We start from the raw sequence: 13,264 nt of genomic DNA, 5'->3' as shown, positions 1-13,264 counted from the left end.
CATTGCGCACCGATGGCAGTTCGTGGTGGTACTCGGGGAGGCGATGAGTATCTCGTTACCCGACGGCGCGGCCGATGATTTTGTGGCTCCCGGCCGGTCAAAGCTCGAGACACCGTTGGAAAGGACACCCGTTATGTCGGAGCTTCTCGTCGACTTCATCACCTCTCTGGACGGCTACGCATCAGGAGAGGGGTGGTCCGGTTTCTGGGGCCTCGAGGGCCCGGAGTACCTCGCGTGGCTCGGCGAGCAGCCCGAGTCCACCCAGCTGATGGGTGCGAACACCTACCGCCTGATGTCGGGCTTCGCCGCCGGTGAGGTCCCGGACGGCCAGGACGAGTTCAGGCCCGAAGAAGAGGCGTCCGTCGATGAGCTCACGCGGGCGTCCAAGGTGGTGTTCTCCTCCTCACTCGAGGCGCCACTGACGTGGGCCAACTGCACGCTGGTCCGCGAAGACGCCGTCGAGGCGGTTCGCGCCATGAAGTCGAGTGGGGTGGGGCTCCTCAGCACGATCGGCAGCCTCAGCCTGTGCCGGTCCCTGCTGCGAGCCGGACTCGTCGACCGCTTCCGGGTCGTGATGTTCCCGGTGATCACCGGGGCCACGGGCGCAGAACGTATCTACGACGGCTATCCGGACGTCGCCCTCGAGATGGTCGATCACCGAACCTTCGACGGCCGTATCCAGCTGGTCGAGTACAAGCCTCGCGTGCTCGAGCACCCGCCGCTCGGCGTCCCTGCGTGACATCGCCCCATCCGCCGGTCCGGACCCTGCCACCGAGGTTGTGAGCACGGAGCAAGCTATAGAAACAGCTGTGCTGAGAGATCGCCCGGTGGGTGCGTGCCGGTGAGGCGGAACAGGCACGAGTTCGCGGCCGCTCGGACTTCCACTGTTCTGGGTGCACTATCGGCCCCCGCAACGGTTCGGGTTGCCGGGGCCGAGCGCGTCCGTCGGACCGCACCGCCGGGCGTTCAGCCGTCGAGGAAACGCAGTAGTTCCGTCGTGACGAACCGGGGGTTCTCCTCGATGAGCCAGTGCCCGGCGTTCGGTACGTCCACTGCCCGGACGATTTCGGCTATCCGCGGGGCCACGGTGGCGCGAACCGGTTCGAGCTGCCCGTGGGCGGTCAGCAGCAGAGTCGGGACCCGGACAGGTGCCGCCTCGACGGTAGCGCGGACATCCACGTCGAGGCTGCGGTACAGCTCGAAGCCGCCGGTCAGTGCTTCGGGGCGGGCGTATGTCCGGGCATACTCGTCGATCTCGGCATCGGTGAACGGTGATCGGGCCGATCTACCGCCGAAAGCTGTTCCGCCGAAGGCGACCTGGGGGTAGAACAGGGCAAGGTATTCCCGGACGTCGTCGCCCACCACTGCCTCGGGAACCCACCGCTGGGAATGGAAGGCGATATGCCAGCTCATTGTCCGGTAGGTGCCGGCATCGATCGCGGGGCCGGGTAGCGGGAGATCGAAGTAGCCGAGTCGTGCAGTGTCGTCCGGGAACTGGGCGGCGTACTGGAACGCCACCGCGGCACCGAAATCGTGTCCCACGACGCGCGCGTTGCGCACCCCGAGCCGCTCGGCGATCAAGGTGTGGATGTAGCGGGCGAGAGTGGCTTTGTCATAGCCGCTCGGCGATCCGGTGCTGTCACCCAGCCCGGGAAGGTCGACAGCGTAGACGGTGTGGTGTTCGGCGAGTTCGGGCATGATCGGCCACCAGCCGTACCAGGTCTGCGGCCAACCGTGGATCAGTACCACCGGTGTACCGGTGCCGCCGGTCACGTAGTGCATGCGGACGCCGTCGATATCGGCGAATTCGTGGCGGAAGGCGCCTTCGAAGTCGGGGTCTTCGTGGGTGGCCGCGGCGTACGGGGGAATCTCGGCGGCGTTCGGCGGGCCGCATGCCGCGGCACAGAGCGTGAGCAGGCAGGCGAGCGTGGCGGCCGCCGCCGTGCGCAGAGCTCGACGCGCCGGTGGCCTGGTTGCGGTGGTCATCGCGATCCGTTCTGTGGAGGTGAAGCCATCGAAGTCCCTGGTAACAGGGCCGGTTCAGTCTCACCGACCGTGCCGCCACCTGGCACGAAGTCTTGCGGTTCCGGCAAGATGCCCGGATGGACCGAGAAACGGAAGAAGTGCTCGATGTGGTGGGCCCGCGGTTACGCGCGCTGCGCCGTGACCGCGGAATCACCCTCGCCGACCTGGCGGAAAAGACCGGAGTCTCCGAGAGCACGTTGTCCCGGCTGGAGAGCGGGCAACGCCGGGCCAGTCTGGAATTGCTGCTACCGCTGGCGCGTACCTACGATGTTCCACTCGACGATCTCGTGGGCGCCCCGCGGACCGGTGATCCCCGGATCCACCTGAAGCCGATCCAGCGAGCCGGAATGGTGTACATCCCGCTCACCCGGCGTCCAGGTGGGGTGCAGGCGTTCAAGATGATGATTCCGGCCCGGTCGCAACCGCCGGAACCCACACCGCAGACACACGACGGCTTCGAATGGCTGTACGTCCTCAACGGCCGGCTGCGGCTGATCCTGGGCAACCGTGACCTGACGTTACCGGCCGGTGAGGCCGCCGAATTCGATACATCCCTGCCGCATTGGCTGGGCAGCGCAGACGGGGCTGCGGTCGAGTTGCTGATCCTGTTCGGCCCGCACGGAACACGCGCACATGTGCGCCCCGGCACGCAGCGGCCCCCGGTCGATGCGCAATAGGACCGTCCATCGACGACATGTCCGTGATGATGGTTGAGCGTCATTACCGAGCTGACCGGCTGTGTCCGCGGGAACTATTCGACCTTTCTGCCCAGCGCACCGGTGGCGAAATCGACCAAGGGCCGCTGTTCCAGCAGCCGGGCGACCGCCGATCCGAGCCGCCCGGTGCTGGTGTGGGCCGGTTGTGCTGCGGCGAATTCGTCGAGGATGTCGGCGAAGTGGGTGTCGTCGTAGTCCAGGTCCGAGAATTGCACCCATTGCCGTTGTCCGTCGCGGAGGACCGGGGCGCCTTGGGTTATCGCGGTCGCCGTGCCGGCGCGAACCTCCGCGAGGTGCAGGCTGGTGCAGTTGTTGGTGCCGATCAGCAGCACTCGTGCGTGGTGGTCGTACAAGCGTGCCAGTGGTGAGCCCTCCCCGAGTGACATGCTGAGCTCGTGGTCGTCGACGATGGCCGCCGCGTCGGCGCCCCACGCGGCGAACGAGACGTGGGGGTGGTGGCTGCGCTGCACATCGGGCCAGGTGCGCAGAGTCTCGGCAACCGCTCCCATCCACTCGCTGGGGGTCCGTTCGGGATCGAAGGCCGGCAAACTGGCCTGCACCTGCGGTACCCATTCCGGGGGGACGGGAGGGTTCTGCCATCTCGTGGGATCGGTCAAGCCTGATGTATGAGTCGGAACGACGAGTGTGCCCCAGGGCGTGAGTACGTCTTGTAGTGCCTGGATGACGGCGACGGCTCCACCGGACGTCCACCCCAGTGACTTCAGGCTTGCGTGTACCAACACCAGGTCGCCGCTGCGCAGCCCCAGTGTCCTCATGTCCTTCGCGAGGGAGTCCCGGGTGTGGGGGTGGTTCTGGTCGGCCGGTGCTTGTGGTGGCCGCGATGCGGACACGGTGAAATCGCTGTGGACCATGGCCGGGAAATTACCCGGGATCCCGGACTTCCGCACTGCAGCGTCGAGACGGCCGGGTTCTGCGTCGCACCACGATACTGAGTAGCGCGAGCAGAACGATGATCCATCCCGAATACCAGGTCAGGTAAACCCATCCGGTGGTTTCGGCCGAACCATCCCGCAAAGCGTCCGACGGCCCGATCGTACCGATGAAACCGGGGTAGGCCGTGTGTGTGCGAGGTACATCCTGCGACTGAGCAACGTGGCGAGTCCGATGCCCATGGCGACCATGATGAACAACCCGAGGAAGCTGAGCTGACCACCGTTTCCGGTCGTACTGTCCGAACTCGAGGTATCGGAGACCCACCAGGGGCTGTTGAAACTCGCCAGATAGACGATCCCGGCGACGATTACACCGAAGGTGAGCGCCGTGTAGGCAGAGTGGAGTGGCTGCCGGTAGGCCGGAGGAATGTAGGCCGGAGCAAGCGTTATCGACCGACGCAGGTCGTCCCAGGGGCGGCAGTGATAGGAAACCGTTGCCTTCTCGCCAGGTATGCGGGACCAAGCGCCGACGGGTCGGCTGCCACCCCCCGTTGTCGCCGAGGTATCCAAGGGCGCAATTCGTTTCACGCGATCGTGTCCTACGTGGAAACGTGGTCGGCAGTGGTATTGCGCGCGACAGCGATGCCGATTCGTGCGGCGTGAATCGACCAGGGGCAGGCGACGACCGGATAGTACGACTGGAAGGCGAGTCTCCGGTCGGCGTCCACGGCGATCCGATCGAGCTCATCGTCGAATGCCACGAACTCCTGCCACGGTTGCCGACCGCCGGCACGGCGAGGTGCTGCACAATCAGTTGTCGAGTTCGGGAACGCGCCTTTGGTGTCCAGATTCTATCGGCGAGGCCGACCAGAATATCCTCCTTGCGGTCCACGCTCTGTGGGGTCGTGCGAATCGAGCCGATTCGTGGTCGAAGCCCGGTCGGCGCTGCCGGCAGCGTGGTGAAGCTTTCGCGAGAGCGTGGGGTGGATGTGGTGTGGCCCGAAGAGGTCGCGCGAGCTCGACTGGGGGTGTGATCACGAACGGTCCCTGTTCGGGCCGGATGGGTTCATGCTGCGCATGATCGGAGGATGCAGGAAGGTTGCCGGGCCACTTCGGAAAAGCGCAGCAGGACGGCCACCGTGGCGGGTTGTCTGCTCTCCGGTGGGGATCAGCGCTCCTTTCGTTCCGGTGATCTTGCGGTGGAAATTTCTCTGGTCAAGGGTCTCGTCCCAGACGATCTCATATACCCTGCGTAACTCCGCTACGGTGAATTCGGTAGGGCAGAAGCGGGTGGCGAGAGTCGTATATTCCAGTTTGCTTCTGGCTCGCTCGACCGCGTCATCGACGATCTGTCCGTGGTCGAAAGCCAGCTCGGTGCGAGTTTCCAGTAGAGGTTCGACGGGAGCCCATGCTGCTGCTTGTGCATCACCACCCGCTTCCGGTGCTGGCAGGTCAGGCACGAACGCTACGTAGCAAACGCTCACTACGCGCCTACGAGGGTCCCTGTCCGGAGAACCGTAGGTGCGTAGCTGCTCGAGGTGTGCGCGGCCTAGGTCCAGGCCGGTCTCTTCGATCAATTCGCGTTTTGCTGCGGCATCCAAGTCCTCACTGCTGTCGTCGAGAAACCCGCCGGGTAGGGCCAGGGAGCCCTGCCACGGCGGGGTCCCGCGCTCTACTAACAAGATCTGCAGGGTGTCGTCCCGCACGGTCAGTACCGCGAGGTCTACAGCGATGGCGACCTCGATGATCCGCCGGGTGGGCTCGGTCATAGTGTCCTCTCCTCTCCCGGAGGAGTTTACGTCATCTTGACGTAAAATGCGAAGCGGGTTACGGTCACTGCACGGATGCGTTGACTGGCGCTCCATTCCGAACACGTTGGGGAGAAACAATGTTCGTGATTCTCACTGCTCTCGGTGTAGAGCAGGATGCTGTACTGGAACACCTGGTCGATATCCGATTGCATGAGCACGACAAGGGCACATTGTTCGATGTGGGCACTATCGCCGGGCATCCCGGCCACCGGGTTGCTGTCGGTGTAACCGGCGCGGGTACCACGACCGCAGCTACGCTCACCGAACGTGCCCGCGCCGAGTTCTCGCCCGAAGTAATGATGTTCGTGGGAGTAGCGGGTGGACGCCGAGACAGTCTTGCGATCGGTGATGTAGTCGTGGCCACTAAAATCCATTCGTACCAGGGTGGGCGAAGCGAGGATGAAGAGTTCTTGGTGCGGCCACGGTCGTGGGAGATTTCGCACCGGTTGGATCAATTGGCCCGGCGACAGTGCAGGGAAAACCGCTGGGCTCGATTTCTTACCGACGGTACATCCGTGCCGGCGGTGCATTTCGATCCGATCGCAGTGGGGGATGTAGTGCTTAATTCCACCAGGTCGGAACTCGCTCGACGGATACACACTTCGTACAACGACGCCGTTGCCGTGGAGATGGAGGGATCCGGCTTCGCTCATGCCGCGGCCCTCGGCGATCAAATGCCTGCCGTGGTTATTCGCGGCATCAGTGACCACGCGGACGGGATGAAGGCACGCGCGGACCGTGCGGGTGGCCAGGCTATCGCGGCGCGGAACGCTGCTGCATTTGCCATTGCGCTGGCCGTTTCCCTCGAGCCGGGTTCCGACCGGTCGCCGGCGAAACCGGTACCGCCGACTCCGGCTTTGCCGCCGATCAACAACAAGGTTGTCGCACGCGATCACGCGAAGGTTGACAGGCAGATCGGGATGCAGTTCAACTGGGGGCAGGCATGAGTGCGGGCTTCGGTGGCGCACCGACCGGGATGTCGGTGGACAGCCAGGTTACGGCGTCCGGCGAAGCGCAGGTTGAGCAGCAGGTCGGTGTGCAGTTCATCGACTCTGTCCTGCACGATGCGAAGATCTACACCACGCAGCTCGGTGATCCCCCTGCTCGTCTGCATGAGGTTGCCAGGGCCCACCTGGACGGTGGTAACCCGCGCCGAGCCGAGGAAATACTGTACGGCCTTTTCGTCGACAACCACTTCACCACTGAACGCGCCTACCTCTACGTGCTCGCCGTGCTCAGCGACCGGCCCTTCACCGAGGTCACTGCTGAACTGTCCGATGACATCCGCAACGCCATGGCCTTTTCCGCGAGGTCCCCGCGAGACGAATGGCGGGATGCGCTCGATATCGTCGATATGCTGCTGCGATACGCGCACGCTGAGTTCGGGGAGGGGGCCATTTCACAGGAGCTCGCAGCAGCGCTGGATGGGTTCCACTCATTGCCCCCGGATCGGCAAGACGAGATCGACCGGCACTTGAAACTGATACTAAGCGGTGCCGTGCAGGAGAAGCTCACCGAGGAGCGTAAGCACCAGGTTGCCGGCGCCCGGATGAGTGGCGACCGGGTACGGCGGGCGTGGAAGTTCTTCGAATCCAATCCTCGACCGCCGGCGAAGTGGCTGATATCTCCGGTCCACGCTGCCGGGACAGACTGGCGTGACGCTGTTCTCGGCTCTATAGCGTTTGCTTTGTCGATCGTCAGTGTGTTTGTGGCCGGTATCTCGGCAGGCGCGGCGGTCGGTCTGGCGTCCATCGCGTTCGGTGCCTGGCTGGTGCTGAAATTCAGCATCGATCAGGAGGTTCCTCTACTTCGTGCCAGAAGCCTTGCGGCGAACCACCAAGTATGGCCTTATCCGCAAGAAAATCGCTTCGACAGCCTGGTTGACAAGTGTTTTCGGGAGAGACTTCCGAGGAGCTTCTGGGAGGTGACTGTGGGCTACCGGAGTTATCTCAAGCGTAGGCTGCAATTCCAATACTACGGCGCGGACTTCTACCCTGGTGAGTTGAAATGGCTGATCATGTGGCACGTCGTGCGGGCGGGCCAGCAGTTCTCCTACCCGCCGGCGCAACTGCCCAAATCGGCTCGCGCTTCGAACTTGTGGGCTGTCGGAGTGGTGAGTTGGGCTGTTGGCCTGGTTGTGATGGTATCGGCGGGCCACTTCTTCGCGGCTATTCTTTCCGCAGGCGGTTGGTGGGGGATTCACGGTATCGCCCGAATATGTTCAGTACCGCGAGTGCGGTCGCTACTCGACCAGGAGGCCGACGCATTGTTCGCTGAAGAATGGGCATCATATATTCGGTGGATCGAAGTCCTGGCCGACCGCCCGTCGGATGCGGAAATGGGACGCTGGCTGGCCCTGGACAAAGCATTCCTCAAGGACGACGCGCTACGCCGAGCCAATCTGCGCGAACGGGACCTGGTGACGTATGTGGTCTTGACCGAGCGGGCTCCATTCGCGCGTAAGGGACGGGTGACCGCCGGGCCGATTCGATACGAGACGTATATGGTCCATGTCTTTCTGCTGACTCACTATGGAATGCGTACCACACGGACACGTCTGGATCTCTCCACAGGAGAGATAAGAAATGAACAACGTCAGATGTGCAAATACGATGCCGTGGCATCGGCTTCTGTCGCGGAGAAGGGAGTTCGCACCTTTCTCGCCGACGGTCGGCCCTTTGTCGACAGCCGCAACGAGCGGGTATTTCAGTTAACTTTGCTCAACGGTGAGTGCATAGCCGAAGTCAGGGAGAACGGCCGGGTTTCGGGAGACAGCTGGTCCATGAAGGACGAAGATTCGGCAGCCGAGGCGTACACGCAGACTTCGGGGTTCGACAGTGCTTTACAGATCTTCGAGGCGGTCGCCACAGAAGGAAGAGATTGGATCTCCCGTGACCGGGAGCGTAAACAGCGATGGGCGCGGAATTGGTGCACACAGTCTTCGTCCGGGGGTGATGTGGAATCGGGGGTGAACTCTTCCCGAAGAATTGCTGGGTAGTGGAATTGTAGAGCAAGGCGCAGGCCGAATAGAAGCACGGTGCCCTCGGACCGGCAATACCCTCGAAGTCGTCTACGAACAGGTTGGTGACACACTCCCTATCGGGACCGGCGCCAAAGGCAGCCCCGAGTATTACCCGTGTCACCTTCCACGTCGACGGCACCACGGCCACCGGTGAATGTGTTTACCCTCGTAGATACGCGTCGATTATGACCCGATTCTGAATCACTGGCTCGATCCGATCACTACCCGTCACGGCCTGGCCCGGCTAGGCCGGGTAGCGGTCGACTGATGCGATCATTTGTTGGTCTTCGCCACCTCGCGGATGTGGGTTACCAACCGGTCGAATGAGGACGAGGGGTTGTCGTCCGGGAAGTCTGTGTTCTCCTCATGGTGCTTCTTGCGCAGGGATTGTGCGCGGCGGATGGCGTTGTCGATCAGCTTCAGATAGAGCACGCCATCGAGGTGTTTGCCGTCGGATCCGTCGAGTTGACGCCGTAGGCGGATGGCCTCGTCGGTCGTCAGAGGTCCTGTGTGGTGTCGCTGATGGATGATGAGCCAGAATTCGAAGCAGGGGTTACTGACGGCCAACTGCACGCCGTTGTCGCTTGCCATCTGTCTGGCGCGGTGGAGATACGGATGGGGTTGCGGGAATTCGACGTCGAATACGCACCAATAGAAGTCGATGTCCAGGTCGGCGCGTCGCTTGTCGGCGCAGGCCGTCTCCACGAGATGCATCGGCGTGGCTCCGGCCTCTTCGATCGAGATGTCCACTGAAACCATGTCGGCGAACTCCGGCAGCCGTTTGAGTGCGTCTATGTACTCGGGCTCGGTCGATATTCCTTCCGTGTACACGCGGAAGGTTGTCCGAACCGGCGTGGTTTCCGTTCTGCGCTTCAGGCTCTTAGCTCGTCGGCCTCTTTCTCTGGCGCTCATCCGATCAACCCGAGTTCTTTCAGTACCTCCGGACGTGACACATCGGGCAGCGCACCGAAACGGCCGCTGAGATAGCCGCTCTCGAGGTTCGCCGACCGGCGCACGCGTTCGCCGGCGAAGTCGGAGAGGGCGGCGAAGCGTGTCGATCCGTTCGTAACCTTCTCGGTCAGCCAGACCTCATCTCGGTTCAGGTGGTTCAAGAGGTTCGTGTCGTGCGAGGTGAACAGGAGTTGGGCGCCATGCGGGTTGGACTTTCGTAGTTTGAAGAGTTTGACGAGCTGTGTGGTGAGTGTGGGGTGCAGGCTCGCGTCGAGTTCGTCGAAGAGGATGAGGGTGCCGTCTTGTAGGGCGTTGAGCACCGGTCCGATCAGTTCGAACCAGGCCCGGGTGCCGGCCGACTCGTGGCGGTAGTCGAACGGTAGTCGTTCGGTGTCGGCGAGGTGGACGAGCTGAGGGGTCCGGCGGATGATGGGCTCGCCACGGCTGGATTCGATCCGTGTTTCCTGGATCTGTACGTCGGTCACGCCGAGGTCGGCGAGCTGTAGCAGGGCCATGGCTTGCCGGCGAGTCGATTGCCATTCCGGCTCGTCGAAGGCGGTGTCGTCTTCTGGTAGGTCGAGTTCGTCCTCCCGGGGTACATCGAAGAGCCGCAGAGTCGGCCGTCCGTTACCCACCGAGTGACGCCGATCCCCACGCAACGGCTGTCCCAATATCGTGAAGCGAACGACGGCTCGGGCGAACCCGGAAGTGATCGGTTCGTCGAAGCGCCGCATAATGGACAGTGCCAGCGATCGATCGGTCAAGAGCTTCCGAATGCCGGAGAGGTCCCCGAGACCGCGCTGCAAGGTGAGTTCATTTCCATCGCGTTCGAAAACGCGTCGCCGCCGTCCTTCTGGGTAGTGGAAAAGTGCCTCGTAGCTCACCCTGTGCCGTCCGACATCGAGTAGGTACTCGAAGCGGACCCCATCGACCTCCAGCTCCAGCGTGAACGACGAATCGCGGGTCTTTGCGTCGCCGAAAGCGAATGGTTCGACCGGGATCTCCTCGTCCCACACACGCAATGAGGTCCGGACGGCCTCACGAAGCCAGGCCAGCGCCGCCAGCACGTTCGATTTTCCCGAGGCGTTGGGGCCGAAGATGCCCGCAACCGGCACGAGGGCGGCGCCGAACTTCGGAAACTCCCGTACCTCCGGCCGGTCGTCGACCGCGACCATCGACAGCTCCGCGGGAGCGAGAATCGAGCGGAAGTTCTCCACCTCGAACCGAATGAGCATCGGATACCTCACTGCAATTGGATGGAAGTTTTCGTCGAAAGGTTACCAAATCAGGTATCTGTACGCGTATAAGCGACCGTTTGCAGCTCTGGCTCTGGTCTACGAATCCCGGAAGGCCGACACTTCACCTGAGATCGGGGGAGGGTGGGTCTGGAGTTGCGGCGGGGCGGTTTGGTCGTCGTGGTAGTCGTTCAGTTCTGCGAGGTGTAGCGATGAACGGGGCCGCTCAGCCAAGGCGAATGCGGTCGGGACCGAGCCGTACCGATGCTGCTCACGATTGCGCGGGTGGGATTGCCGTAGCCACCCGCGGCGCCGGACCGGGCGCGACTCTTTCGCGCGCCGAACGTGACCACTCATGCCGCACGAGGTGATGACCACTCGTTTGCGTCGCGATCCGAGGTACAGTCATCTTGTCCGTTAGTTCGTAATTCCGGAATAAGAAAGAAAGCTGATGCGGGTTCGGATGGTGCTGGCCGCGATGTTGATTCCACTGGCCGCGGGATGTTCAGGAACAGAGCCGGCGGCGCAGGCATGCGGGCCGCCGCCGGAACCGGGCGTCACCTCGGCCGACGGTTGGTTGGGGCGGATCGACGCGGAACCGGAAACCGTCTCCGTGTACATGGACGACGGGCGGGGGCAGGTCGTGCAGCGGCGGGCCGATGAGCAGCAACCAACGGCGTCGGCGAACAAGGTGGTGCCGCTGGCCGCTTATGCGCGCGCGGTCGCGGCCGGGGAACTCGACCCGCAGGAGCGGGTACCGGTCGCCGAATGGGAACGGTGGTATCTGCCGGGAACCGATGGGGGAGCCCACGAGCAGGCACTGGCCCGGCTCGGCGGCGAAACCGTGACATTGGACCAGCTGGTCAGTGCGATGATCCGGGAAAGTGACAACGCCGCACCCGACTACCTGCGCGAACGTCTCGGCGACCAGGCATTGATCGATGCAGCGGCCGTGGGCGGATGGGACGGGTTCCGGCCCTCCAGCAAGCTCGGCGAGATCATCCGGCTGCTCGAGCCCGGCGGCGACGAATGGGACACCGCCCGCCGCTACGCGGGCGACCCCGCATACCGTGCAGATATTCGGTCACGGCCGCTACCTGCACCGGAAGCGCAATCCCGATGGGCCGAAACCACGGCCACCGCGTCCGCCCGCCAGCTCGCGTCCATGCACCGCGCCATCGCCGACGGTAGTTTCGGCGCCGGCGCCGACGTCGCCCGGGCACAACTGGAATGGCAGCAACCGCCACCCGGGTACGAGGCGATCGGCTTCAAAGGCGGAACCTACCCGGGTGTACTGGCCGACGCGATGTATGTACGTGCCGCCGACGGGACGGTGGCCACCGCCGTATTACTCGACCATCCCATGCCCCTCGACGTATGGGCGGAAGCGATGCCCACACTGAGCCAGCAGGCAGTGCTGGTCGGGGCCATGACGGACCCGGAGATAGCGCGCCGGTTAGCATGCGCGGTATGAGCGATACCCCCGCCGGCCCGGCCGAATCCGCGGCGGGCCCCAGGACGGCGCTGTGACTGATGTCGACGCCAAACTCGCCGAGCTGGAGGCGCGGATCGCGGCCCTCGAAGGACCGGCACCTGCCGACCGCGGCGAGCGGGGCTTCGTGGAATACGGCGGCAGCGTCGATTTCGGCGGCCCAGTGGACTGGACGATCCGCTACAGCGCCACCGCGATACGCACGCTGCCCGCGCACGACCGTGTCGAGGTCCTGGCCGCCCTGGGCCATCCGGTTCGGCAGGCATTGGTCGAGGCTCTGCTGGACGGCCCACGTACCGGTTCGGAACTCGCGGAGGCGGCGGGCCTCACCTCGCAAGGACAGCTGTATCACCATGTCCGCGCGCTGATATCGGCGAAAGTGATCGAACAGCACGGCCGTGGCTCCTACCGGATACCGGCCCCGAAACTCGTCCCGACCCTGATCATCATGACCGCCGCCGCCGATATCGCCGACGTCCTGCGCTGAGCCGGCTGCCGATATTCGGGTTGCGGCCGGATCCGCTCCTTTTCCGCCGGGTGGCGCTGGCGCGGCAGTCCCACCCCTAAACCCGTTGACTTGTCGCGCTGCACCCGTGAAGCTTCGACGTCGTGAACGAACCCCAGCACTCTGTCTCGCTCGACGAGCTCGACGAGGACGGCCTATGCCTCCTACTGGAGGCAGCAGTCGCCGGCGCCGATCCGCTGGAGGTGATGCCCCCCGTCGACGGGCCGCCCGGGTGGACACCGGAGCGTAGGCGGTCGTTCGTCGAATTCCATCGTCGTCGTGCACTGCATCCGACGCGGCCGACGGAACGAACCTTCACCATCACACTCGATGGCACGGTGGTCGGTGCTGCCCGGCTCGAACCCCACGGCGACGATGTCGAAGCAGGGATATGGATCACCCGCTCGTACCGCAATCACGGAATCGGCCGCATCGTCACCACCGAGCTGCGCAGACTCGCCGCCGAGAACGGCGCCCACCACCTCACCGCATCCACGACGCTCGGCAATATCGCGGCGCGCCGACTCATCGACACAACGTTGCGTGCACGAGTGCATATCGACAACGACTGCGTTACCGGGGTTTCCGACCTCGATTGAGGTATCACCGACAGA

13 protein-coding genes are annotated in these 13,264 nt (G+C 63.8%); 7 read left to right on the top strand and 6 right to left on the bottom strand.

Features of this window, described 5'->3' with window-relative positions; translation table 11 throughout:
- Positions 1-133: 133 nt before the first annotated feature.
- A complete protein-coding gene (locus tag NS6_RS28015) occupies positions 134-739 on the top strand; it encodes a dihydrofolate reductase family protein (protein ID WP_068048228.1) in 606 nt (201 codons plus the stop codon).
- A 227-nt stretch (positions 740-966) separates the two neighbouring features.
- Here NS6_RS28015 and NS6_RS28010 read toward each other — a convergent pair whose 3' ends face one another.
- Positions 967-1,986 carry an alpha/beta fold hydrolase gene (locus tag NS6_RS28010; RefSeq protein ID WP_068047954.1) on the bottom strand — a complete coding sequence of 340 codons (1,020 nt, stop codon included), beginning with the start codon at positions 1,984-1,986 and terminating at the stop codon, positions 967-969.
- A 116-nt stretch (positions 1,987-2,102) separates the two neighbouring features.
- On the opposite strand from NS6_RS28010, the gene NS6_RS28005 reads away from it, so the two are divergent.
- Positions 2,103-2,702 carry a helix-turn-helix domain-containing protein gene (locus NS6_RS28005; RefSeq protein ID WP_068047952.1) on the top strand — a complete coding sequence of 200 codons (600 nt, stop codon included), beginning with the start codon at positions 2,103-2,105 and terminating at the stop codon, positions 2,700-2,702.
- Positions 2,703-2,776: 74 nt separating this feature from the next.
- Here the strand turns inward: NS6_RS28005 and NS6_RS28000 are convergent, their stop codons facing one another.
- The 3 genes from NS6_RS28000 to NS6_RS27995 all read right to left on the bottom strand — a co-directional run bounded on the left by NS6_RS28000 (position 2,777) and on the right by NS6_RS27995 (position 5,403).
- On the bottom strand, positions 2,777-3,517 hold the full coding sequence (locus NS6_RS28000) for an AAC(3) family N-acetyltransferase (RefSeq protein ID WP_210747138.1): 741 nt from the start codon (positions 3,515-3,517) through the stop codon (positions 2,777-2,779).
- A 716-nt stretch (positions 3,518-4,233) separates the two neighbouring features.
- Complete coding sequence (locus tag NS6_RS34980; protein ID WP_157112990.1) at positions 4,234-4,395, bottom strand: hypothetical protein; 162 nt, start codon at positions 4,393-4,395, stop codon at positions 4,234-4,236.
- Between the two features lie 273 nt (positions 4,396-4,668).
- A complete protein-coding gene (locus tag NS6_RS27995) occupies positions 4,669-5,403 on the bottom strand; it encodes an NUDIX hydrolase (RefSeq protein ID WP_068047945.1) in 735 nt (244 codons plus the stop codon).
- Between the two features lie 119 nt (positions 5,404-5,522).
- Between NS6_RS27995 and NS6_RS27990 the strand changes: the two genes are divergently transcribed.
- Both NS6_RS27990 and NS6_RS27985 read left to right on the top strand, forming a co-directional pair.
- A complete protein-coding gene (locus tag NS6_RS27990; protein ID WP_068047942.1) occupies positions 5,523-6,392 on the top strand; it encodes a 5'-methylthioadenosine/S-adenosylhomocysteine nucleosidase family protein in 870 nt (289 codons plus the stop codon).
- Positions 6,389-8,443, top strand: coding sequence for a hypothetical protein (locus NS6_RS27985; RefSeq protein WP_157112989.1), 2,055 nt, complete (start codon positions 6,389-6,391; stop codon positions 8,441-8,443). The genes NS6_RS27990 and NS6_RS27985 overlap by 4 nt, the downstream gene beginning before the upstream one ends.
- A gap of 297 nt (positions 8,444-8,740) precedes the next feature.
- Here the strand turns inward: NS6_RS27985 and NS6_RS27980 are convergent, their stop codons facing one another.
- Together NS6_RS27980 and NS6_RS27975 are read right to left on the bottom strand one after the other, a co-directional pair.
- Positions 8,741-9,379 carry an RloB family protein gene (locus tag NS6_RS27980; RefSeq protein WP_068047936.1) on the bottom strand — a complete coding sequence of 213 codons (639 nt, stop codon included), beginning with the start codon at positions 9,377-9,379 and terminating at the stop codon, positions 8,741-8,743.
- Positions 9,376-10,653 (bottom strand): AAA family ATPase, encoded by a 1,278-nt coding sequence (locus NS6_RS27975; protein WP_068047933.1) that lies wholly within the window; start codon positions 10,651-10,653, stop codon positions 9,376-9,378. Before NS6_RS27975 ends, NS6_RS27980 begins: the two co-directional genes overlap by 4 nt.
- A gap of 451 nt (positions 10,654-11,104) precedes the next feature.
- Here NS6_RS27975 and NS6_RS27970 point away from each other — a divergent pair, with 451 nt between their 5' ends.
- The 3 genes from NS6_RS27970 to NS6_RS27960 all read left to right on the top strand — a co-directional run bounded on the left by NS6_RS27970 (position 11,105) and on the right by NS6_RS27960 (position 13,249).
- Positions 11,105-12,127 carry a serine hydrolase gene (locus tag NS6_RS27970; protein ID WP_068047930.1) on the top strand — a complete coding sequence of 341 codons (1,023 nt, stop codon included), beginning with the start codon at positions 11,105-11,107 and terminating at the stop codon, positions 12,125-12,127.
- A gap of 52 nt (positions 12,128-12,179) precedes the next feature.
- Positions 12,180-12,632, top strand: coding sequence for an ArsR/SmtB family transcription factor (locus NS6_RS27965; protein WP_068047927.1), 453 nt, complete (start codon positions 12,180-12,182; stop codon positions 12,630-12,632).
- Positions 12,633-12,754: 122 nt separating this feature from the next.
- Complete coding sequence (locus tag NS6_RS27960) at positions 12,755-13,249, top strand: GNAT family N-acetyltransferase (RefSeq protein WP_068047924.1); 495 nt, start codon at positions 12,755-12,757, stop codon at positions 13,247-13,249.
- The last annotated feature ends 15 nt before the right edge of the window (positions 13,250-13,264 follow it).

The sequence above is a fragment of the Nocardia speluncae NBRC 108251 genome, assembly GCF_001613245.1.
GTDB lineage: Bacteria > Actinomycetota > Actinomycetes > Mycobacteriales > Mycobacteriaceae > Nocardia > Nocardia speluncae.
Note: the sequence above shows the minus strand (reverse complement) of the source record. Positions and strands in the feature narration are given on the sequence as shown.

Excerpts from the sequence above, each read along its gene's own strand:
- NS6_RS27980 (WP_068047936.1), bottom strand. The coding sequence starts at position 9,379 with ATGAGCGCCAGAGAAAGAGGCCGACGAGCTAAGAGCCTGAAGCGCAGA.
- NS6_RS27970 (WP_068047930.1), top strand. The coding sequence starts at position 11,105 with ATGCGGGTTCGGATGGTGCTGGCCGCGATGTTGATTCCACTGGCCGCG.
- NS6_RS27995 (WP_068047945.1), bottom strand. The coding sequence starts at position 5,403 with ATGACCGAGCCCACCCGGCGGATCATCGAGGTCGCCATCGCTGTAGAC.
- NS6_RS28000 (WP_210747138.1), bottom strand. The coding sequence starts at position 3,517 with ATGAGGACACTGGGGCTGCGCAGCGGCGACCTGGTGTTGGTACACGCA.
- NS6_RS27990 (WP_068047942.1), top strand. The coding sequence starts at position 5,523 with ATGTTCGTGATTCTCACTGCTCTCGGTGTAGAGCAGGATGCTGTACTG.
- NS6_RS28010 (WP_068047954.1), bottom strand. The coding sequence starts at position 1,986 with ATGACCACCGCAACCAGGCCACCGGCGCGTCGAGCTCTGCGCACGGCG.
- NS6_RS27985 (WP_157112989.1), top strand. The coding sequence starts at position 6,389 with ATGAGTGCGGGCTTCGGTGGCGCACCGACCGGGATGTCGGTGGACAGC.
- NS6_RS27975 (WP_068047933.1), bottom strand. The coding sequence starts at position 10,653 with ATGCTCATTCGGTTCGAGGTGGAGAACTTCCGCTCGATTCTCGCTCCC.
- NS6_RS28015 (WP_068048228.1), top strand. The coding sequence starts at position 134 with ATGTCGGAGCTTCTCGTCGACTTCATCACCTCTCTGGACGGCTACGCA.
- NS6_RS28005 (WP_068047952.1), top strand. The coding sequence starts at position 2,103 with ATGGACCGAGAAACGGAAGAAGTGCTCGATGTGGTGGGCCCGCGGTTA.